This is a genomic window from Brevundimonas lenta (assembly GCF_014196335.1).
Taxonomy (GTDB): domain Bacteria; phylum Pseudomonadota; class Alphaproteobacteria; order Caulobacterales; family Caulobacteraceae; genus Brevundimonas; species Brevundimonas lenta.
In genome coordinates this window covers 39957-60440 of the sequence record NZ_JACIDM010000002.1, presented here as the reverse complement: position 1 = coordinate 60440, position 20484 = coordinate 39957, and the positions used below count along the sequence as shown (strand labels likewise).

The following is a 20484-nucleotide window of genomic DNA, read 5'->3' as shown; positions in this document are numbered from 1 at the left end:
GCGCCCTACTCCAGGCCGACGTCCGCGGGCGTCGCCGGCGGGGTGGTGATGTTGTTGCGCAGGCGGCGGGCGGCGTGTTCGCACCGGCCCGGCAGGCCGAAGAACAGGCCGAACGACTGGCTGCGGACGGCCTCGTCCGCCTCGTTCTGAAGCGGCGCCCATTTGGCGGTGGCTTCGGCGGCGGCGGCCCGGGCGGCGGCGCGGGTCTGGGCCGACTGGCGCGGTCCGGCGACCTCGAGCGCAGTGTGGAAGTCGGCGGCCTCGCGACGACCCAGGCGGATGATCTCCTGATCCAGCGGATCGTTGTCGGTCAGGCTCTCGCCCAGCCGGATGTGGCCGTTCACCAGGGCCTCGCACCAGGCGACCAGCGGATAGTCGGCTTCCGGCGCGCCGCGCGGCAGCGGATTGGCGTAGGCGACCGCCTCGCGCACGCGCTCGGCTTCCGCCGTCTCGGCGACGCGGGCGGTGGCGATCGGGCCTTCCTGCACGGCGCCGGCGGGCGCGTGGGACAGGAGAAGGGCGGCGGCGAGGCTGGCGAACATGAAGGCTCCGGAGCGGATGGACGCATGTGCGTCCGACAGGACGCTGCAACGCTTGAATCGGCAAATGGTTTTTCTGCGGCGAGCGGTTCGCGCGAAAAATGCGTCAGGCAACAAAAAGGGCGGCGGACCCGAAGATCCGCCGCCCCCGATGTCTACGAAATCAGGGCTTAGAAGTTAGCCGTGACGCCGAAGAAGAAGTAACGACCCAGCGCATCATAGAGCTGCGGATAGGTGTTGTTGTTGCCGGTCGTGCCGACGCTGTACGAGAGCGGCGGATCGATGTCGAACACGTTGTTGACACCGGCACGCACGGTCACGTTGTCGCGAACCTGCCAGACAGCGGCCAGATCGATGTAGTTCTGGTCTTCCAGAACCTTGTCGATACGAGCCGGGCTGTTGTTCAGGCTGCCGTCGGAGCCGAGAACGGCGACTTCAGCTTCGCCGAAGTAACGCCACGTGGCCGACAGATCCAGGTCCCACGGCGAGACCCAGGTCATGCGGGCGCGGTGACGCCATTCCGGGTTCGGAACGCCGCACTGGTTGGCGTAGAAGCCGGCGCAGTCATAGACGCTGTTGGAGAAGCCCAGACCGGTGTCGGTCTCGAGCGATTCCAGCCAGGTGCCGACGAAGGCGAACTGCAGCGAGCCGGCCGAGGACATGCCCCAGTCTTCCAGATCAACGCCGTAGTTGGCGTTGACGTCGACACCCGAGGTGCTGAGACCACCGATGTTGACGTTGGTGTCGATCACGTTGCCGTCGTTGAGCCACAGGGCTCCGGTCGGGCCGTCGCGAACGATCAGTTGGCAAGCCGTCAGGTTGTTGTTGGTGTAGCAGGCGTCGAGCGTGTTCAGCGGACCGACGGTGCTGACCAGGTTCTCAACCTTGATGTTGTAGTAGTCGATCGACAGGTTGAAGCGCGGCAGGAACGACGGCGTGACAACGAAACCGACCGTGTAGGTGTCAGCTTCTTCCGGCTCCAGGTTCGGGTTACCGCCCTGCAGGAAGTTGTACTGACCGGCCGGGCTGTTGAGCAGACCACCGTCCGACTCAGCAGCAGTGACCTGCCACGGGTTGGTGCCGATGCACTGGGCCGAAACCGAGTTGTTCAGAACGCCATCGTCGTTCAGGTCGTCGCAGGGATCGAAGTCCTGGTCGAACAGGTTCAGGCCCTGTGCGGTGAACAGTTCGATCACGTTCGGAGCCCGCACGGCGCGCGAGTAGCTGGCGCGGAAGCGGACGTCTTCGACCGGAGCGTAGTCGAGGCCGAACTTGTAGGTGTCGGCGCCGAAGTTCTCGTACTCCGAACGACGGTAAGCGGCGTCGAACGAGGCCGAGTAGGCCCACGGTTGATCGTCAGCCAGGGGAACCTGGATTTCGCCGAACAGTTCAGCGACGTCCGTGTCACCCGAGAAGCCGATCGTCGGGCCGCCCTGGCCGGCGCCGTCGCCGGTCGAGAAGGCGGCGTCGGTGACCGAGCCCAGGAAGTCACGACGGTATTCCGCACCGAACGCGACCTGAACGGTGCGCGTCGAGGTCGGAACAGCCCAGCCCGTGTCGCCCGTGATCGCGGCGGTGACGACTTGTTGGGTCGTTTCACCGGTCTGGATCAGCGGGATTTGCAGGTAGTCGAGAGCCGCTTGCGTCACGCCGCCCGGCGAGAAGATGTCGTAGGGCACGCAGGCGGTGTCGGTGCCGTCGACCACCGATTGACAGGTCGGAACGCCGCCGACGTCGACGACGTCAAAGGCGCGACCCAGGCGGGTGTTCGAGAAGTCGTTCAGGTAGGTACGGTTCATGGCGACGCGCGAGTATTGCGCCGCGATGTCGTAGTTCCAGCCCGGGGTGAACTCGCCGCGGATGCCGACGACACCGCGATACGATTCGTAGTTCAGGCTGTCCTGACGACCGCCGCCTTCAACGTTACGGCGACCGATCAGGGTGTCGACGGTCTGGCCGGCGACGCCCGTGCAGCCCAGTTGCGTGGCCTGTTGGGCCGACAGCATCGGGTTGTCGCAGCTCAGCGTGATGATGTCGCCGAGGAAGGCGCCCGAGGGAGCGATCTGGGCGACGGACTTGTAGTCCGAGAACATCAGCTGGGCGAAGGCTTCGATCTTGTCGTTGACTTCGTAACGGCCGAAGGCGCCGAGGGTGTAACGCTCGTCCGGACGCTGGAAGTAGTTCAGCGGACCGAAGTTGTAGGCGCCCGTCGCGCCCGAATACGGGACGAAGGTGCCGTTGCCGAGGCCGCTGCCGCCGCCGACGGTGAAGCCCGTGTTGCCGTTGTTCAGCGCGATGACCTGAGCCGGAGCCGTGGTGCCCGAACCGCCGCAGGAGAAGTTCTGCGGGGTCGCAGCGGCCGGAGCGGCCAGCGAGCAGGACGAGTAGTCGCGGTAGCGACCCAGGACGTAGTTGTTGTTCCGATAGCCGGCGTAGGCCATCAGGTTGCCCTTACCGTCCGGCGAGGCCACACCCATGATCGCGTTGACCGAGCGGCTTTCGCCGTCCGACACGTTGTCTTCCGGCAGCTGGAACTGGGCCGGGTTGGTGGCGGCACGACCGGCGATGACCTGGCGCAGGTTGCCCGGGCCGTCATAGTCGTTGTTGTGCTGATAGAAGCCGTACTGGGCATCGATCTGGATGCCTTCGAAGTCCTTCTTCATGATGAAGTTCACGACGCCGGCGATGGCGTCCGAACCGTAGATGGCGGAAGCGCCACCCGTCAGGACTTCAACGCGCTCGACCAGCTGTTCCGGAATCTGGTTCAGGTCGGCGGCGTCGTCGTTCGGCGAGCCGTAGCCCATCCGGCGGCCGTCGATCAGCACCAGGGTGCGCGACGAGCCGAGGTTACGCAGCGAGACGGTCGCGGTGCCCGAAGCGCCGTTCGACACGGTCGAGTTTTGCGCGGCGAAGGCCTGCGGCAGCTGGGCCACCAGGTCCTCAACGCGGGTCACGCCGGCGATGTCGATGTCTTCGCCGGTGACCTGGGTGACGGGGCTGGTGGTCGTCAGGTTGGCTTGCGGGATGCGCGAACCGGTGACGACGATTTCGTCCAGCTGCGTGTCCTGCGGGGCCTCTTGGGCCATCGCCGGGGCAGCGAACGCGAGAGCGGCGAAACCGCCGATCATCGTCGTGGCCAGCAGCCTGTTTCTGGTTTTGTGGTTTCTCAAAGGTCGTCTCCTGATGTTCGACGCCGCCCCTCAATCAAGCGGTGTCGCGGCCTTAGAATGGAATAGTCCCTTCCCCCGCGGACAGAATCCCGACCGCAGTTGCTGCACGTTAGGCGCCCCCAGGCTGGTTTCGCCAGCGTAATTACACGGCTGTAATCCTGTCCAAGCTCGACTGTCGTATTTAGGCCACGATAGCGTCACAGCACCGCTTCACCCGCCAGTTGACCGCGTTCGTGTCATAGGGGACTGAGAAACAGGTCGCCCCAGTGAGGGGCAGTTCCAGGAGCAAACGATGTCCCTGATTTCCGTCGTCGCGGCGCTCGCCGTCACCACCAGCCCGACGGTCCAGGATGTGCCGCCCCAGCAACGGCCCGAGTCGCTTCAACGACTGGTGGCCTGCCGGGCCGTCACCGACAACGCCGCCCGTCTGGCCTGCTACGACGCCGCTGCGGGCGCGCTGGACTCGGCCGAACGCCAGGGCGAGGTGGTGGTTATCGATCGGGCGCAGGTCAATGAGACGCAGCGCCAGCTGTTCGGATTCGAGATGCCGTCCCTGCCCCGCCTGTTCGGCAACGCCGCAGCGGCGCAGATCGATTCCATCGAGACCACCCTGCAAAGCGCGTCCCTGGCCGGCGACGGCCACTGGGTCTTCCGCCTGGCGGACGGCGGCGTATGGCGGCAGATCGACAGCGAGCCCGTGCGCTTCCGGAATCGCGCCGGACAGGAAGTGCGGGTGCGCAAGGCGTCGCTGGGCAGCTACATGCTGACCGTGGACGGCAGCCGCGCCGTTCGCGTTCGCCGGCAGTAATCATGCGCGCCCTCGCTCCCGGGGTCTGGAGTTCGCCGCAATTGAGACCGGAAGCCCTGGCCGGGCTGGCTGAGTCGGGCGTGCGCCGGATCGTCAACAACCGGCCGGACGGCGAAGAGCCCGGTCAGCCTTCGTCATCCGAAGTGCAGGCCGCAGCGGCTGCGGCGGGACTCGACTATCGTTGGGTCCCGATCTCCGGAATGCCTGGCCCCGACCAGGTCTCCGCGGTGAGCGACGCCCTGGAGGACGGCGCGCCGACGGTTCTGTTCTGCCGGTCAGGCATGCGGTCCGCGGCCGCCTGGGCGATGGCCCGGCGGCTTCACGGCGATGACGCCGACGCCTTGCGCGCGGCGGCCGCCGCGGCGGGCTACGACCTCAGCCGCCTGCCGCTCTGAGCGCTCAGCGAACGATCATGACCCGCGCCGCATAGGGGGCGGGTTCGGGCGTGCACGAAGCGACCGCCAGTTGCGCCGCCATGAGACACAGGAAGGCGCCGGCGACGGGCAGGAGCCGATTTGATACAGCCAGAGCCATGGAAACGGCCACGTCGAGCACTCCGCGAAAGGTTTACGAATTCCTAACGCAAGGCCCGGGCCGCCCCGGGGAGACGCACGCATGATCCCCTTCGTCCGCCAGTTCGACTTCGCCTACGGCCGGTGCGACCGGGTCTCGCCGCTGATCCGCCGCGTGGTGGCGGAGAACCCCGGCCCGTTCACCTTCACCGGCACCGGCACCTACATCATCGGCCGCGACGGTCCGGGCGCAGGGGTCGCCGTGATCGATCCCGGGCCGCTGGACGACGCCCACCTCAAGGCGCTGTTGTCAGCGGTCGAGGGACAGACGGTCAGTCATGTGCTGGTGACCCACACGCATCGGGACCACGCCCCCCTCGCCCGCCCGTTCGCCGAGGCGGTCGGCGCGCCGGTGCTGGCGGCCCGGCCGCCGGCCCGGACGATCCATGCGTCGGCGTCGCTGGACGAGGACGATGACGAGACCTTCGCGCCCGATCTGATCCTGACCGGCGGCGAGCGCCTGCAGGGCGACGGCTGGACGCTGGAAGCGGTCGCTACGCCGGGCCACGCCTCAAATCACATGGCGTTCGTGCTGATCGAGGAGAACGCCCTGTTCAGCGGCGACCATGTGATGGGCTGGTCGACGACGGTCGTCGCGCCGCCCGACGGCGATATGACCGACTACATGGCCAGCCTGGACGAGGTCATCGCGCGTGACTTCACCACCGTGTGGCCCACGCATGGCGCGCCGATCACGGACGTCCGTCCGTTCCTGGAAGCCTATCGCAGTCACCGGCTGGATCGCGAAGCGCAGATCATGGCGCGGCTGGAGGCCGGCGACCGCACGATCGCGGATATGGTCCCGACGTTGTACGCGGCGGTGGACCAGCGGCTCTGGCCGGCGGCCTCGCTGTCCGTCTGGGCGCATCTGATCGCCCTGGTCCGCCAGGGACGCGCAGACGCCGATCCCGAACCGACGTTGCAGGCACGCTACCGGCCCGTCTGACCCGCCGACCCGCTTACTACCGGCTGTTCAGCGCCTCGCTGATGCGCGTCACGAGGCGGCAGGCCTCGCCGCCATGGGGGCGATCATCGCGGGCGGCGACACGGATGTCGGTGCGGCCCGGCCGGATGCGGATCACGGCGTCATGGGTGAAGCCGAACCAGAAGGTGTCGCGACTTCCGTCCGCGCGCGACACGCCGGTCTTGCGCAGGGCGAAGCCGGCTTCCTGCAGCGCCCAGGCGGCCGACTCCGGCGCGATCTGGGTCATGGCGGGACGCGCGCCCGGGCAGGCCTCGATCCCGACCGCCGGTCCCTGTCCGTCATCACTGCGCAGATCGCCAAAGCCGGGCACTTCAGTCAGGTCCGTGCTGACGTTCTCCACCGGCCCGGCCGCCAGGCGGCCCTTTTGCCAGACGAACACGCCCAGGGTTCCGGCGCCGATGACCAGCGCGACCAGCGCCAGCAGGCCAAGGCGGCGGAAATCCCGCAGCGCGAGGATCACGGCCAGCACGCCCGCCCCGACCCCGACGAACGACAGCCACCAGGCGACCTGCAGCGTCAGCAGGTCATAGCCGAGCTCGACCGGCCATAGGCCTGTGCGCACGCCGAGGGCGGCGACCAGCACCAGAAGAGGCGCAGCGACGGCCAGCACCGCCAGCGCCCAGATCGTCCTGCGTCCCCTGACCGGTGCGCGGGCCATGATCTCAGCCCGCCGTCGTCGGCAGGCGATAGTCCTTCATGCGTTCCCGCACGAGCTTCTTGTCGATCTTGCCGGTGGCGCCCAACGGGATCTCGTCGACGAAGACGACGTCGTCCGGCATCCACCATTTGGCGATCTTGCCCTGCAGGAAGTCGAGATGTTCCTGCTTGTCCTGGACCTGATCGGGCTTGAGCTTGATGACCAGCACCGGGCGCTCGTCCCATTTGGGGTGCGCGGCGCCGATGACGGCGGCCAGCTCGACCTTGGGATGGCCCACGGAGATGTTCTCGATCTCGATCGAGCTGATCCACTCGCCGCCGGACTTGATCACGTCCTTGGCGCGGTCGGTGATCTGCATGAAGCCCTGTTCGTCGATGGTCGAGACGTCGCCGGTGTCGAAGAAGCCCTCGTGGTCGAGGATGTCGCCGCCCTCACCCTTGAAGTAGGCGCCGGCGATGGTCGGCCCCTTGATCATCAGACGCCCGTAGGTGTGCCCGTCGTGGGGCATCTCCTGGCCGGCGTAGTTCTTCAGCTTCAGCTCGACGCCCAGCGGCGGCGTGCCCTGCTTGACCCGCCACTTCATCTGTTCGTCGTACGGCAGGGCGGAGAGCTCAGGCGTCATGTTGGACAGGGTGCCGATGGGCGAGGTCTCGGTCATGCCCCAGCCCTGCAGCACCTCGATATCGAACTCGTCATGGAAGGCGCGGATCAGGCTCTCGGGCACCGCCGAGCCGCCGATGAGCACCTTCTTGACGGTCGGGATCTTGAGGTTGTTCTCGCGCAGGTGGGTCAGCAGACCCTGCCAGACCGTTGGCACGGCGGCCGAGAAGGTCACGCCCTCGCTCTCGATCAGTTCATAGATGGCGGCGCCGTCCATGCGCGCGCCCGGCATGACCAGTTTGGTGCCGCCCGCCGGACCGGCGAAGGCGATGCCCCAGGCGTTGGCGTGGAACATCGGCACAACCGGCAGGATGACGTCGCTCGGCGAAGCCCCCAGCACAGTCGCCTGCATGCCCAGCAGGGTGTGAATGAAGTTCGAGCGGTGCGAGTACAGCACGCCCTTCGGATTGCCGGTCGTGCCCGAGGTGTAGCAGAGCCCGCAGGCGGTCTGTTCGTCGAAGCCGCCCCAGGCCACGTCGCCCGACACGCCGGCCAGCAGGGCCTCGTAGCATTCGGCGCCCGGAAGCTTGGTCGCCGGCATGGTCAGTTCGTCGGTCAGCACCACCACCCGTTCGACGGACGGACAGTGCGGGAGCACGGCCTCAAGCAGCGGGATGAAGGTCAGGTCGACGAAGATGATCTTATCTTCGGCGTGGTTGATTATGTAGACGAGCTGTTCGGGGAACAGGCGCGGGTTCAGGGTGTGGCAGACCGCGCCCATGCCCATGATGCCGTACCAGACCTCCATATGGCGTCCGGTGTTCCAGGCCAGGGTGGCGATGCGGTCGCCGACCTTGACGTCCCAGTCCTTCAGCACGCTGGTGACGCGCTTCGCCCGCGCATGGATTTCAGCGTAGCTGGTGCGGACGATCGGCCCCTCGACCGAGCGCGTCACGACCTCGCGGTGACCATGCCAATTCTTCGCATGGTCGATGATCTTGTCGACCGTCAGCGGCCAGTCCTGCATCAGCCCAAGCATAGCGATCCCTCGGTGTGCATCCGCTCAGTCGGGATGCTTGATGGTCACGCTATCGGCGCTCCGGACGATAAGCAACGTGACGCAAGGTCAACGACTGTCCCGAAAACCCGTCCCTGCGGCATCCTGTCCACCCGCCCCTCCCCCTGGACCGGAGGCGCGTCGGGCCCTAGAAGCGCGCCCATGACCATCCTGATCGCGATCACCGGCGGCTCCGGCTCGGGCAAGAGCACCCTCGCCGAGGCCCTCGTCGCCGCCCTGCCCGGCGGCGCGGCCGTGCTGCTGCGCGAGGACTCCTACTATCGCGACGCGGCCAGCCTGCCGGATTTCGACCCGGCGACGTTCGATTTCGACGACGTGGCGGCGCGCGATCACGAGCTGATGGTCCGGGACCTGGCGGCGCTGAAGGCCGGTCAGGACATCACCGCCCCGATCTATTCCTTCATCCACCATGGCCGCGAGCCGGGCGGCGAGCCGGTGCGGGCCACCGAGGTGGTGATCGTCGAGGGCACCCACGTGCTGTGCACCCCGGCCCTGGTCGAGTTGTTCGACATCCGGGTGTTCGTCGACACCCCCGCGGACATCCGCTTCATCCGCCGGCTGTTGCGGGACCAGGCCGAGCGGGGCCGGACGGCGGAATCCGTCATCGGACAATACCTGGCCACGGTTCGTCCGGGTCATGAACGTCTGACCGAGCCGTCGCGCGTCAACGCCGACTTCATCGTCGCCGACGCCACGGCGGCGGTGCGTCTTGAGGATCCGCAGGCGGTGGTTCGCCTCGCCGCACCGGTGCTGGCGCATCCGCTTCTGGCGCAACTGGTCGAAACCTGACGAAGCCTGACGACACCTTGCCGCCTGCTTTCATCCGCGTCACCCTTGTGACTCCGAGAGCAGCGAACTCATGCACGGCCTTGTCGGAGAATCCCCGGTTCAGGACGCCAAACGAGAGGCGATACTGAAACACGCACGGACAGCCTTCGTGACCGAGGGCTACGCTGCGACCCGGATGGAGCCGATCGCCCGCGAAGCCGGGGTCTCCACCGCCACCCTCTACGCCCTCTTCAGCGGCAAGGCCGAGCTCTACTCGGCCGTCATCGACGCGGCCGGCGACGACTTCGCCCGGCGCATGGCGCATGTGCGAGCAATCGAGGGCGACGCCAGAGAGGCCCTGACCAGTTTCGCCGAGGCATACGCCGACTTCATGGGCGACGTGTTCGTGCGCTCGATCTTCCGCCTCGTGGTCGCCGAGCGGCCGCGCTTCCAGGCCGTCGCCTCCGGCCTGTTCGAGAAGGGCCAGGCGGCCATCGGCGCGACCCTGATCGACACCCTGAAGCGCCTCAGCGAGGCGGGGCAGATCAAGCCGCTGGAGCACCCGTCCTGGGCCGCCGGCCAGCTGGTGGGGATGATCGAGCACCCGGTGTTCTTCGTGTCCCTGGTCACCGGCGAAGAGATCCGCATCCGCCGCACCCGCAAACAGATCGTCGACGACGCCGTCGAGACCTTCCTGGCCCGCTACGGAACCTGAGCCGTCAGGGCTGCAGGCGGGTGGCCCGCCAGCGGTCGCCGACGCGCTCGCGGTCGAAACGCAGGCGGTCGTGCAGGCGGAACGGCCGGTCGCGCCAGAACTCCACGCTCGTCGGCACGACCCGCCAGCCGGTCCAGCGCTCGGGCCTCGGCACGTCCAGGCCTTCGAACCGCGCCGTTTCGCGCGCCACGGCCAGTTCCAGCGCTTCGCGGCTCTCGATCGGCCTGGACTGATCCGAGGCCCAGGCGCCGATACGGCTCTCGCGGGCGCGGCTGGCGAAATAGGCGTCGGCGTTGCCCGCCATGACCGGCTCGATCCACCCCCTCACCCGAACCTGGCGCCGCAGGGACTTCCAGTGGAACAGCAGCGCCGCGTGCGGATTCGCCGCCAGCTGCTCGCCCTTGGCGCTCTCGCGGTTCGAATAGAAGACGAAGCTGGCGGGCGACTGGAGCTCCTTGAACAGGACCATCCGGTTGTCCGGCCTGCCCTCGGCGTCGACGGTGGCCAGGGCCATGGCGTTGGGGTCGTTGGGCTCGGTCGCGCGCGCGTCCTCCAGCCATTCGAGGAACAGGAGGAACGGCTCCGTCCGCTCGAACATGCTGTCGTCGCTATTGGCTGCGAGCGCCGCGGCGTACTGCTCGGCGTACTCCTCGCGGGTCGGGCTGGGCGGGATCACGGGTGCGGTCATGGCGATCAAATAAACCTTCGCAGGCGCGGTGGGGAGAGGCGACACGGTTAAGCCGGTCTTCACCACGTTGCGCGCCTTAGTATGCGGATGCGTCCGCGCCCGATCTCCGAAGTCGCCTCGATCCGTGAGGCCCACGCCCTGCTCGGCCTGACCGGCCCGGCCGAGGGCGAGGCGCTGACCGCGGCGTTTCGCGCGGCGATCAAGGCCGCGCGGCCGGATCAGGCCGGGGGCGACGAGGTGCGCTTCCGCAAGACCATCGCGGCGTGGCGGCTGCTGCAGCAGCAGGCTCCCGCGCCGCTGGCGCTGACGCCCCCGACCTCCCCTCCTCCGGCCATGCCCGTCGTCTGCATCACGCCCCGGGACGCCTTGAAGGGCGGCAAGGCCCTGGTCGGCGTCAACGGCAAGGCCCTGCGCGTGCGCGTTCCGAAGGGTCTGCGCTCGGGCGAGCATCTGCGACTGAAGCGGGCGGCGGCGGACGGGAGCGACCTGCACCTGCCGGTCCTGATCCGCGGCGCGGGCGGCCTGACGGTGCTGGGCGACGACGTCTACATGAACTGGCCGATCACCCCGCGTCTGATCGAGGACGGCGGCCGGATCGAGATCGAAACCCACGCCGGTCCGCGCTCGGCATGGCTGGTGGCGGGCCAGGAGACGCTGCGTCTGCGCCTGAAGGACCTGGGTCTTCCCGCGCGCGGTTCGCGGCCGCAGGGCCATCTGTTCGTGACCCTGGCGCCCAGCGCGGACGCGCCGTCCGCCGCCGAGGATCTGCTGGTGCGCTTCACGCGCGTCTGGACGCCGGACCGGCTGGCGGCTTAGGTCACCGGCATGTCGCACAACACCTTCGGCCACCTGTTCCGCGTGACCACCTGGGGCGAAAGCCACGGGCCGGCGATCGGCTGCGTGGTCGACGGCTGCCCGCCCCTGATCCCGCTGACCGAGGCCGACCTCCAGCCCTGGCTGGACCGGCGCAAGCCCGGCGGCAGCCGCTTCGTCACCCAGCGCCAGGAGAGCGACACCGCGCAGATCCTGTCGGGCGTGTTCGACGACGGCGAGGGTCCGGTCACCACCGGCACGCCGGTCTCGATCATAATCCACAACGAGGACGCCCGGTCGAAGGACTATGGCGAGATCGCCCGCGCCTTCCGCCCCGGCCACGCCGACTTCACCTACCAGAGCAAATACGGCGTCCGGGATCACCGCGGCGGCGGCCGCTCCTCGGCGCGCGAGACGGCGGTTCGGGTGGCGGCGGGCGCGGTGGCTCGCAAGGTGTTGGGCGACGGCGTCCGTATCCGGGCGGGCGTGGTCCAGTTGGGGCCCCACCGGATCGCGCCCGAGGATGTCGATTTCGACGCCGTCTACGACAACGCCCTGTTCGCGGCGTCATCCGCGGTGGTCCCGGCCTGGGAGGAGTATCTGGACGGCGTCCGCAAGGCGGGTTCGTCCATCGGCGCCGTCGTCGCGCTGGAGGTCACCGGCGTTCCCGCCGGCTGGGGCGCCCCGATCTATGGCAAGCTGGACGCCGAACTGGCCGCCGCGATGATGTCGATCAACGCCGTGAAGGGCGTCGAGATCGGCGCCGGCTTCGAGGCCGCCGAACTGTCCGGCGAGGAAAACGCCGACGAGATGCGGCTGGGCGACGACGGCCGGCCGGTCTTCCTGTCGAACAAGGCCGGCGGCGTGCTGGGCGGCATATCCACCGGCCAGCCGGTGACGGCCCGCATCGCCTTCAAGCCGACCTCCTCGATCCTGACGCCTCGCCAGACGATCACGCGGGACGGCGCCGAGACCGATCTGCGTACGAAGGGCCGCCACGACCCCTGCGTCGCCCTGCGCGGGGTGCCGGTGGTCGAGGCCATGGCCGCCTGCGTTCTGGCGGATGCGATGCTGAGGCACCGGGCGCAGGTGGGCTGATTTGGCGCTCTCGCTCAGCCGCCTGCGATTTTGGCTCAACTATTATCGCGACGAGGTTGGTTTCGTCAGAGCGATCACAGCCGCCACGGGGGTGATCCTTCTGATCACGAGCGGACTTCTCTGGCTGACATATCCGGCCGGGCCTGTGCGGCCGGTAGAAGGGCGCATCATCGCCGTGGGGTTCATGGAAACAGATCGCGGTTCACGCTCCACCGCTTCGGTCAGCGTCGATGGTCGGCCCGTCCGCATCCAACTGCCTGCGAGGTACGGCTGCCGAAAGGGAGACCGGATCGCACTGAAGCGTCGTGCGACCCGTTTCGGCTTCAGCTACGGCGTCGGACGAAACCCGAAACCCTGCTCAATGCTCACCCCCTTTTCGCAACAGTAGTTGTTACCTATATAGGTCCCGACCGGCGCGACGTAGGATGCGCGCCTCCAAGGGAGACTGCGTCATGATCGACGTTCGACGCTTCGGCACGCTGGGCGGGGCCAACCACGGCTGGCTCAACGCCAAACATCACTTCTCGTTCGCCAACTACTACGACCCGTCGCGGATGGGCTGGGGCCGGCTGCGCGTCTGGAACGACGACGAGATCGCCGCCAGGTCGGGCTTTCCGCCCCACCCCCACTCGGACATGGAGATCATCACCTACGTCCGGACCGGGGCCATCACCCATGAGGATTCCATGGGCAACAAGGGCCGTACCGGCGCAGGCGACGTGCAGGTGATGAGCGCCGGCACCGGTGTGCGTCACTCCGAGTTCAACCTCGAGGACGAGACCACGACGCTGTTCCAGATCTGGATCGAGACCGACAAGCCGGGCTCGAAGCCGGGCTGGGGCGCCAAGCCGTTCCCGAAGTCCGACCGCAGCGGCAAGTTCGCCGTCCTGGCCTCGGGCGACGCGGCTGACGAGGCCCTGACCATCAACGCCGATGCGAAGGTGCTGGGCGCCACGCTGAACGCCGGCGAGACGATCACCTACAGCCTCGCTGAAAACCGCCGCGCCTATCTGGTGCCGGCCGTCGGCGAGGTCGAGGTCAACGGCGTGACGCTGAACGCCCGCGACGGCGCCGCGATCGCCGACGAGGGGGAACTGGTGATCACGGCCAAGGCTGACGCCGAACTGGTGATGGTCGACAGCCGCTAAAGGCCGCTCACCGCAAATGCATCGAGGCCGCCGGAGCGATCCGGCGGCCTTTTTGCTGGCTCAGCCGAAGGGGCCGATCCGGAAGATCATGCCAATGGCGGCGAATATGCCGAGGAAGAACAGAAGCATGGCTGTGATCAAGGTGACCGAGACCGGGAATACGCTCTCTGCGTGGATCAACTCCGCGCTCTTCATCGAGCCGCGCTCGTTCCTCAGACCGGTCATGAAGATCAGATGGTAGATGATCCCGAGCGCCAGAATGCCGCTCCCGAGGACAACCAACGCCTGACCGAAGAAGCGCGCCGCTGTGTCGCCTGCGGGGACTGTTCCGCTCGAGGCCAGACCGCGAAAGAAGCTGTAGATCGTGAAGCCGAAACCGATCATCGACAGCGATGTCCGGATCACCGACATCAGCGTCCGGTCGGCGCTCATACGGGTTCGCTGGAACGACATCCCGGTGCGCCGCATCGACATCTCGGTGCGGTTGACCGACAGGTTCGTGCGCCGCTCGGACAGATCAGTGCGGTGTTCCGACAGACCTGTTCGATGCTCCGACAGCCCCGTTCGATGCGTCGAGAGCCGCGTCCGGTAACGCGAGTACTGGGTGGACGCCACGGCCTCGTTCGATGGATCCACCACCGGCATCGGCGGCTCGGGCAGGTCGTCGAATTTTCCAGTCGATATGGAGGGGAAGGCCGGATCGTTCGGCGCACCCGCGCCGCTGCTTTTACTCGCCGCCATGACCGCTCTCCTCGCACTGCGCCCGCAGCGATCATGGAGGCCCCGGCGAGCAGCGGGGATCGGGTCTTCACCCCAGGTGGGTCGGGAGGGCGCCGGATAGAGGTGATGAACGGCGGGAAACGAAAACGCCGCCCGGATCGCTCCGGGCGGCGTCTTCATTTCAGGCGATGATCGCGCCTAGTGGGCGACGACCGTCGTGCCGTCGACGGGCGGCGGCGGGGCAGGAAGCGGTTCGGCTTCCTCGTCCCATTCCACCGGCGTCAGTGTGCCGGTCAGGGCCCACTTCAGCGCTTCGTCCGCCGTCTTGATCGGAACGATCTCCAGCGCGCCCTTCACGTTATCGGGCACGTCGGCGAGGTCCTTCTCGTTCTCTTCCGGGATCAGCACCGTCTTGATGCCCGAACGGAGCGCCGCGAGCAGCTTCTCCTTCAGGCCGCCGATGGCGGTGACCCGGCCGCGCAGGGTGATCTCGCCGGTCATGGCGATGTCCTTGCGGATCGGAATGCCGGTCAGGACCGAGACCATCGCGACAGTCATTGCGACGCCGGCCGAAGGGCCGTCCTTGGGCGTCGCGCCGTCCGGCACGTGCACGTGGATGTCGGTCTTCTCGAACACCGGCGGCTTGACGCCGAAGTTCAGCGCCCGGGCCCGCACATAGCTGGCGGCCGCCGAGATGGACTCCTTCATCACGTCCTTCAGGTTGCCGGTGACGGTCATGCGACCGCGGCCCGGCATCTTGATCGCCTCGATGGTCAGGATGTCGCCGCCGAACTCGGTCCAGGCCAGGCCGGTGACGATGCCGACCTGATCTTCCTCGTCCGTCTCGCCGTAGCGGTACTTCTTCACCCCGGCGTACTGGGCCAGCTTGGCGTCGTCGACGGTGATCGACAGCACCTTGTCCTTCGCCATCTCGCGCACGGCCTTGCGGGCCAGTCCGCCCAGGGCGCGTTCAAGCGAACGCACGCCGGCTTCCCGCGTGTAGTAGCGGATCAGGTCGCGGATGGTGCTGTCGGGCACGATGAACTCGGCCGGCTTAAGGCCGTTCTCGGTCGTGACCTTGGGCAGGACGTGACGCTTGGCGATCTCGACCTTCTCGTCCTCGGTGTAGCCGCTGACCCGGATGATCTCCATCCGGTCCATCAGGGGCTGCGGCATGTTCAGGCTGTTGGCCGTGGTGACGAACATGATGTTGGACAGGTCATAGTCGACCTCGAGGTAGTGGTCCCCGAAGGTCGAGTTCTGGGCCGGGTCCAGCACCTCCAGCAGCGCCGACGACGGGTCGCCGCGCCAGTCGGCGCCCAGCTTGTCGATCTCGTCCAGCAGGATGAAGGCGTTGGTGGTCTTCGCCTTCTTCATCGACTGGATGATCTTGCCCGGCATCGAGCCGATGTAGGTCCGGCGGTGACCGCGGATTTCGGCCTCGTCGCGGACGCCGCCCAGCGACATGCGGACGTATTCACGGCCGGTCGCCTTGGCGATGGACTTGGCCAGCGAGGTCTTGCCGACGCCCGGAGGACCGACGAGGCACAGGATCGGGCCCTTCAGCGAGCCGGTGCGCGCCTGGACGGCCAGATATTCGATGATCCGTTCCTTGACCTTCTCGAGGCCGTAGTGGTCCTCCTCGAGGATGTCCTCGGCCTTCTGCAGGTCGATCGGCTTCTGCTTGGCCTTGCCCCACGGGATCGACAGCAGCCAGTCGAGGTAGTTCCGGACCACCGTCGATTCAGCCGACATCGGGCTCATGTTGCGCAGTTTCTTGACCTCGGCCTCGGCCTTGGTCCGCGCTTCCTTGCTGAGGCGCGTCTTGCGGATGCGCTTTTCGAGCTCGAGGATCTCGTCGCGCTGATCGTCGGTCTCGCCCAGCTCGCGCTGGATCGCCTTCATCTGCTCGTTGAGATAGTACTCGCGCTGGGTCTTCTCCATCTGGCGCTTCACGCGCGAGCGGATCTTCTTCTCGACCTGCAGGACGGAGATTTCGCCCTCCATCAGGCCGTAGACCTTCTCGAGGCGCGCGGGCACGGCGACGGTTTCAAGCAGGGCCTGCTTGTCGCCGATCTTCACCGACAGGTGCGCCGCGACCGAGTCCGCCAGACGCGACGGTTCGGTGATCTGGGGGATGGAGCTGAGGGCCTCGGGCGGGACCTTCTTGTTCAGCTTCACATAGTTTTCGAACTGCTCGATCACCGCGCGCAGCAGGGCTTCCGACTGCGAGGGTTCCCCCTCCTCGTCGGCGATCTCCTCGGCCTCGGCCTCGAAATAGTCGGTGCGGTCGGTGAAGCGCAGCAGGCGGGCGCGGCCCTTGCCCTCGACCAGCACCTTCACGGTGCCGTCGGGCAGCTTCAGCAGCTGCAGCACATTGGCCAGCACGCCGATCGGGTAGATGGCGTCCGCCGACGGATCGTCGTCGACGCTGTTCTTCTGGGTGGCGAGCAGGATCTGCTTCTCGCCCTTCATGATCTCGTCCAGCGCGCGCACCGATTTTTCGCGCCCCACGAACAGGGGCACGACCATGTGCGGGAAGACGACGATGTCTCTCAGCGGCAGGACGGGAAGTGTCTTGGTCTCGGTCATGATGCGTACTCCGGGGCCCTTGTTTATCTCGAGCCCGCCGGGGCGGCGACCGGAACGCGATGCCCCGGTCGTATCGACTCGGCCCGCCGTTCGGCGGCCTTCGTATGAGTATGTGGTTTTGCGGTCGCGCGGTTCAAGCGTGACGGGTGGACGCCCGTCCGTTCCATCCACAGACGGTCAAGCTGCACGGGCGGTCCGAAGGGCGGCCGGAGCCGGTAAGGATCATGCGCAGTCGGGGCCTGGCGCGAACGGCCTCGCCCCGGCGCCCTGTTGCGCGGACGCATCAGAAGCCGACGCTCGCTAGCGTGACGGGGCCTGATTCAGCACTGGAGACAATGCCGCCAGCTGCTGCCTGCCCCCCGCAGCGGTCAAATGATTGCGATCAGCGTACCAGGCGCCGTCCGGGCCCCGTGTCCGGCACAGAGCGCCGTCGCAGAAGGCGGTCCACGGGCGGAAGACGACGGTTCCGGGCTCCGAGGCCGCGATCTGCTCCAGTCTCGCATCGACGAGGGCGGCCAATGCGGCGTTGGCCGGGCGGGCACGATCGCACCGGTCCGTGTCTAGACCCAGGAAGGCGCGCCGGGCGTGGCAGCGGGCGGGCGAGAAGGCGTAGTCCGGCGTGGTTCCCAACAGCACGATCCGCCCCTCCGGGCCGATGGCGGCGCGAAGGCTCCGGATCGTGGTGGTCAGGTCGGCCGCCAGGGCCTCGAGGCCGACCTCCCCTGCCCCCTGCTGGTCGAGCACGACCGTCCATCCCGCGCCGAGCAGGACCATCGCGGGCTTCTCGCGCGCCCATTCCGCCATCGCCGCGCGATTGAACGCAGCGCAATAGCTGTCCGTCAGCGTCGGCACCGCCTCGATCACAGGCAGGCAGCCCGATTGCGCGGCCTCGCGCACCGCCAGCCCGCGCGGGCCGGCCCAGGCGAGGACGGCGGGCGCGAGGTGATCCGCATGGGAATTGCCCCACAGGACGACGTCGGCCTTCGCCCCGGTCGGGATGGTGCAGGCCGCGGCCGGGGGCAGCCCCGGATCGCGGTCGACCACGCACATGGCGTGGAGCGGCGGTCGAAGCTGCGCCGAGGCCTCCTCCATGCGAACGGCAGGCGAGGCCCGCCCCGGCAGGCCGTCCATCGCCGTGAGCGACAGGCCTGCGAACGACAAGACGCCGAGCGTCATCATCATGGCGACGAGCGCCCCCCGCGGGCGGCCGGAGAAGAGGCGGGCGACAGGGGCTGCGATCAACCGTTGAGCCAGCACGGCGAGACCGGCGGCGAGGATCAGGGCGGCGGCCGTCTCGGGCAGGCTCAGGGCGTGCGCCAGCAGCATGCGCGGGAGCAGCAGCAGCGGCCAGGTCCACAGCCAGAAGGCCAGCAGCAACCCCGCCATGCCCGCCGGATCGCGCTCCCGGCCGGCGCCCGGAGCCCGCAGGGCGCCCGCCGCGACCGCCGCGCCCAGCAGGAAGCCCCAGGCCCGGGCCGGCGCCAGATAGTCGGCCGGGATATGCAGGCCCGTGGCTCGCCACCACCCGTCTATCGCGAGTGACAGGGCCGCGCCCGCCAGCGCCGCCGGCGCGGCCCAATGCACGCGTCCCATGCGCCGCAGCCCCCACAGCACGACCGTCCAGCCCAGCGCGAGCTGGGCTGCGACGCCCAGCACCCAGGCGGGGCCCGTCAGTTCATTCGCGACCGCCGGATCGTATCCGCCCCGCTGGCGCAGCACTTCGCCGCCGAGCCCCGCCGCCGTCCACGCGATGACCCAGGCCTGATCCGCCAGTTCCGCGGGGGGCAGCAGGAACAGCCCACCGATCAGCACGGTCGCGGCGACCAGAGCGACCGGGGGAACCGCCCACAGCAGCATGTCCGCCCACACCCGCCGGACCTCCGGCGCCTCGGCGAGCAGGCGGCGCGTCACGACGTAGCCGGCGACGGCCAGGGCGAGGTCGAAGCCGAACCGGCCGGAGGGCAAGGCCGGAAAAGCGTGGAAGGCGACCAGGGCGGCGACGGCCACCGCCCAAATGCAAAGGGCCGCCCGCCAGTCCTGGCGAGCGGCCCCTGCGATGTCGTCAGGCGCTGTGGTCAAACAGGCCCTCGCTCAGGGTGTCAGGCGGCGCTGTCAGGCGTCGCCGTCTTCTTGCCCTTGGTTTCGGCGTAGATGAGCAGAGGCTGGGCCTTGCCCTCGATGACCTCGGCGTTGACCACGACTTCCTCGACGCCCTCGAAGGTCGGCAGCTCGAACATGGTTTCGAGCAGGATGCCTTCCAGGATCGAGCGCAGTCCGCGCGCGCCGGTCTTACGGGTGATGGCCTTCTTGGCGACGGCGATCAGCGCGTCGTCGGTGAACGTCAGGTCGACGTTCTCCATCTCGAACAGGCGCTTGTACTGCTTGACCAGGGCGTTCTTCGGCTCGGTCAGGATCTTAACCAGGGCTTCCTCGTCGAGGTCCTCCAGGGTCGCCAGAACCGGCAGACGGCCGATGAACTCGGGGATCAGGCCGAAGCGCATCAGATCGTCCGGCTCGACACCCTTGAGGATGTCGCCCGTGCGGCGCTCGTCGATTTCCTTGACCTTGGCGCCGAAGCCGATCGAGGCCCCCTCACCGCGCGCCGCGATCACCTTCTCGAGGCCGGCGAACGCGCCGCCGACGATGAACAGGATGTTGGCGGTGTCGACCTGCAGGAACTCCTGCTGCGGATGCTTGCGGCCGCCCTGCGGGGGCACGGAGGCGACGGTGCCTTCCATGATCTTCAGCAGGGCCTGCTGCACGCCTTCGCCCGACACGTCGCGGGTGATCGACGGGTTGTCCGACTTGCGCGAAATCTTGTCGATTTCGTCGATGTAGACGATGCCGCGCTGGGCCCGCTCGACGTTGTAGTCCGAGGCCTGGAGCAGCTTGAGGATGATGTTCTCGACGTCTTCACCGACGTAACCGGCTTCGGTCAGCGTCGTGGCGTCGGCCATGGTGAAGGGCACGTCGATGATGCGCGCCAGCGTCTGGGCCAGCAGCGTCTTGCCCGAGCCGGTCGGCCCGATGAGCATGATGTTCGACTTGGCCAGTTCGACGTCGTTGTTCTTCGTCGCGTGGTTGAGGCGCTTGTAGTGGTTGTGAACGGCGACGCTCAGCACCTTCTTGGCGTGCGACTGGCCGATCACATAGTCGTCAAGAACCTCCCGGATCTCCTTCGGGCTCGGGACGCCGTCCTTGGCCTTGGAGAACGAGATTTTGTGCTCTTCACGGATGATATCCATGCAGAGCTCGACGCATTCATCACAGATGAAAACAGTCGGCCCGGCGATAAGCTTGCGCACCTCGTGCTGGCTCTTTCCGCAGAACGAGCAGTAGAGGGTGCTTTTAGCGTCTGTGCCGGCGGCTTTGGTCATCGACCCTTCTCACTCCCGCGATCAACCCCGATATGAGGCCGAAAGCGCTTCCTTCGCGTTTGATTCCCGAACAATGGGCGCAAAGGTCTTCAAAAATTGACAATCACCCATCCCCGCGCCCTCTACAACCCCGCGAAAGCGTGGCCGTGGATGGT

The 20484-nt window shown here is 67.6% G+C and carries 19 protein-coding genes; 9 read left to right on the top strand and 10 right to left on the bottom strand.

Annotated elements, in window-relative coordinates:
* Positions 1-5: 5 nt before the first annotated feature.
* Together GGR12_RS07795 and GGR12_RS07790 are read right to left on the bottom strand one after the other, a co-directional pair.
* Positions 6-542: a hypothetical protein gene (locus tag GGR12_RS07795; RefSeq protein ID WP_183203870.1), complete on the bottom strand. Its 537-nt coding sequence runs from the start codon at positions 540-542 to the stop codon at positions 6-8.
* A 167-nt stretch (positions 543-709) separates the two neighbouring features.
* Complete coding sequence (locus GGR12_RS07790) at positions 710-3709, bottom strand: TonB-dependent receptor plug domain-containing protein (RefSeq protein WP_246328822.1); 3000 nt, start codon at positions 3707-3709, stop codon at positions 710-712.
* 292 nt (positions 3710-4001) lie between these two features.
* Between GGR12_RS07790 and GGR12_RS07785 the strand changes: the two genes are divergently transcribed.
* Together GGR12_RS07785 and GGR12_RS07780 are read left to right on the top strand one after the other, a co-directional pair.
* The gene (locus GGR12_RS07785) at positions 4002-4517 is read left to right on the top strand and encodes a hypothetical protein (RefSeq protein WP_183203869.1); all 516 of its coding nucleotides are present in this window, start codon (positions 4002-4004) and stop codon (positions 4515-4517) included.
* A 2-nt stretch (positions 4518-4519) separates the two neighbouring features.
* Complete coding sequence (locus tag GGR12_RS07780) at positions 4520-4912, top strand: protein tyrosine phosphatase family protein (protein WP_183203868.1); 393 nt, start codon at positions 4520-4522, stop codon at positions 4910-4912.
* A 4-nt stretch (positions 4913-4916) separates the two neighbouring features.
* Here the strand turns inward: GGR12_RS07780 and GGR12_RS07775 are convergent, their stop codons facing one another.
* Entirely contained in the window at positions 4917-5063 is a 147-nt protein-coding gene (locus GGR12_RS07775) for a hypothetical protein (protein WP_183203867.1), read from the bottom strand.
* Between the two features lie 69 nt (positions 5064-5132).
* On the opposite strand from GGR12_RS07775, the gene GGR12_RS07770 reads away from it, so the two are divergent.
* The gene (locus GGR12_RS07770; protein ID WP_183203866.1) at positions 5133-6035 is read left to right on the top strand and encodes an MBL fold metallo-hydrolase; all 903 of its coding nucleotides are present in this window, start codon (positions 5133-5135) and stop codon (positions 6033-6035) included.
* Positions 6036-6051: 16 nt separating this feature from the next.
* Here GGR12_RS07770 and GGR12_RS07765 read toward each other — a convergent pair whose 3' ends face one another.
* Complete coding sequence (locus GGR12_RS07765; protein WP_183203865.1) at positions 6052-6732, bottom strand: DUF1499 domain-containing protein; 681 nt, start codon at positions 6730-6732, stop codon at positions 6052-6054.
* A 4-nt stretch (positions 6733-6736) separates the two neighbouring features.
* Positions 6737-8371 (bottom strand): long-chain-fatty-acid--CoA ligase, encoded by a 1635-nt coding sequence (locus GGR12_RS07760; protein ID WP_183203864.1) that lies wholly within the window; start codon positions 8369-8371, stop codon positions 6737-6739.
* A 180-nt stretch (positions 8372-8551) separates the two neighbouring features.
* Between GGR12_RS07760 and udk the strand changes: the two genes are divergently transcribed.
* Together udk and GGR12_RS07750 are read left to right on the top strand one after the other, a co-directional pair.
* Positions 8552-9199, top strand: coding sequence for a uridine kinase (gene udk, locus GGR12_RS07755; RefSeq protein WP_183203863.1), 648 nt, complete (start codon positions 8552-8554; stop codon positions 9197-9199).
* A gap of 70 nt (positions 9200-9269) precedes the next feature.
* Positions 9270-9893 (top strand): TetR/AcrR family transcriptional regulator, encoded by a 624-nt coding sequence (locus GGR12_RS07750; RefSeq protein WP_183203862.1) that lies wholly within the window; start codon positions 9270-9272, stop codon positions 9891-9893.
* Positions 9894-9897: 4 nt separating this feature from the next.
* On the opposite strand, the gene pdxH is transcribed toward GGR12_RS07750, so the two are convergent.
* Positions 9898-10587 (bottom strand): pyridoxamine 5'-phosphate oxidase, encoded by a 690-nt coding sequence (gene pdxH / locus GGR12_RS07745; protein WP_425486220.1) that lies wholly within the window; start codon positions 10585-10587, stop codon positions 9898-9900.
* Positions 10588-10668: 81 nt separating this feature from the next.
* Between pdxH and GGR12_RS07740 the strand changes: the two genes are divergently transcribed.
* The 4 genes from GGR12_RS07740 (at position 10669) to GGR12_RS07725 (ending at position 13640) form a co-directional block, all read left to right on the top strand.
* Positions 10669-11397: a DnaJ C-terminal domain-containing protein gene (locus GGR12_RS07740; RefSeq protein WP_183203860.1), complete on the top strand. Its 729-nt coding sequence runs from the start codon at positions 10669-10671 to the stop codon at positions 11395-11397.
* 9 nt (positions 11398-11406) lie between these two features.
* A complete protein-coding gene (aroC, locus tag GGR12_RS07735) occupies positions 11407-12492 on the top strand; it encodes a chorismate synthase (protein ID WP_183203859.1) in 1086 nt (361 codons plus the stop codon).
* Between the two features lies 1 nt (position 12493).
* Positions 12494-12880: a hypothetical protein gene (locus tag GGR12_RS07730; protein WP_183203858.1), complete on the top strand. Its 387-nt coding sequence runs from the start codon at positions 12494-12496 to the stop codon at positions 12878-12880.
* 64 nt (positions 12881-12944) lie between these two features.
* Complete coding sequence (locus GGR12_RS07725; RefSeq protein WP_183203857.1) at positions 12945-13640, top strand: pirin family protein; 696 nt, start codon at positions 12945-12947, stop codon at positions 13638-13640.
* 60 nt (positions 13641-13700) lie between these two features.
* On the opposite strand, the gene GGR12_RS07720 is transcribed toward GGR12_RS07725, so the two are convergent.
* The 4 genes from GGR12_RS07720 to clpX form a co-directional block, all read right to left on the bottom strand.
* Positions 13701-14381: a YidH family protein gene (locus GGR12_RS07720; protein ID WP_221212298.1), complete on the bottom strand. Its 681-nt coding sequence runs from the start codon at positions 14379-14381 to the stop codon at positions 13701-13703.
* 177 nt (positions 14382-14558) lie between these two features.
* Positions 14559-16952 carry an endopeptidase La gene (gene lon, locus GGR12_RS07715; RefSeq protein WP_183203856.1) on the bottom strand — a complete coding sequence of 798 codons (2394 nt, stop codon included), beginning with the start codon at positions 16950-16952 and terminating at the stop codon, positions 14559-14561.
* Positions 16953-17252: 300 nt separating this feature from the next.
* Positions 17253-19031, bottom strand: a complete 1779-nt coding sequence (locus GGR12_RS07710) for an SGNH hydrolase domain-containing protein (RefSeq protein WP_183203855.1) — start codon at positions 19029-19031, stop codon at positions 17253-17255.
* A gap of 20 nt (positions 19032-19051) precedes the next feature.
* The gene (gene clpX / locus GGR12_RS07705) at positions 19052-20329 is read right to left on the bottom strand and encodes an ATP-dependent Clp protease ATP-binding subunit ClpX (protein ID WP_183203854.1); all 1278 of its coding nucleotides are present in this window, start codon (positions 20327-20329) and stop codon (positions 19052-19054) included.
* Between the last annotated feature and the right edge of the window lie 155 nt (positions 20330-20484).

Excerpts from the sequence above, each read along its gene's own strand:
- udk (WP_183203863.1), top strand. The coding sequence starts at position 8,552 with ATGACCATCCTGATCGCGATCACCGGCGGCTCCGGCTCGGGCAAGAGC.
- GGR12_RS07770 (WP_183203866.1), top strand. The coding sequence starts at position 5,133 with ATGATCCCCTTCGTCCGCCAGTTCGACTTCGCCTACGGCCGGTGCGAC.
- aroC (WP_183203859.1), top strand. The coding sequence starts at position 11,407 with ATGTCGCACAACACCTTCGGCCACCTGTTCCGCGTGACCACCTGGGGC.
- lon (WP_183203856.1), bottom strand. The coding sequence starts at position 16,952 with ATGACCGAGACCAAGACACTTCCCGTCCTGCCGCTGAGAGACATCGTC.
- GGR12_RS07785 (WP_183203869.1), top strand. The coding sequence starts at position 4,002 with ATGTCCCTGATTTCCGTCGTCGCGGCGCTCGCCGTCACCACCAGCCCG.
- GGR12_RS07725 (WP_183203857.1), top strand. The coding sequence starts at position 12,945 with ATGATCGACGTTCGACGCTTCGGCACGCTGGGCGGGGCCAACCACGGC.
- GGR12_RS07765 (WP_183203865.1), bottom strand. The coding sequence starts at position 6,732 with ATGGCCCGCGCACCGGTCAGGGGACGCAGGACGATCTGGGCGCTGGCG.
- GGR12_RS07760 (WP_183203864.1), bottom strand. The coding sequence starts at position 8,371 with ATGCTTGGGCTGATGCAGGACTGGCCGCTGACGGTCGACAAGATCATC.
- clpX (WP_183203854.1), bottom strand. The coding sequence starts at position 20,329 with ATGACCAAAGCCGCCGGCACAGACGCTAAAAGCACCCTCTACTGCTCG.
- GGR12_RS07750 (WP_183203862.1), top strand. The coding sequence starts at position 9,270 with ATGCACGGCCTTGTCGGAGAATCCCCGGTTCAGGACGCCAAACGAGAG.
- GGR12_RS07780 (WP_183203868.1), top strand. The coding sequence starts at position 4,520 with ATGCGCGCCCTCGCTCCCGGGGTCTGGAGTTCGCCGCAATTGAGACCG.
- GGR12_RS07720 (WP_221212298.1), bottom strand. The coding sequence starts at position 14,381 with ATGGCGGCGAGTAAAAGCAGCGGCGCGGGTGCGCCGAACGATCCGGCC.
- GGR12_RS07740 (WP_183203860.1), top strand. The coding sequence starts at position 10,669 with ATGCGTCCGCGCCCGATCTCCGAAGTCGCCTCGATCCGTGAGGCCCAC.
- GGR12_RS07795 (WP_183203870.1), bottom strand. The coding sequence starts at position 542 with ATGTTCGCCAGCCTCGCCGCCGCCCTTCTCCTGTCCCACGCGCCCGCC.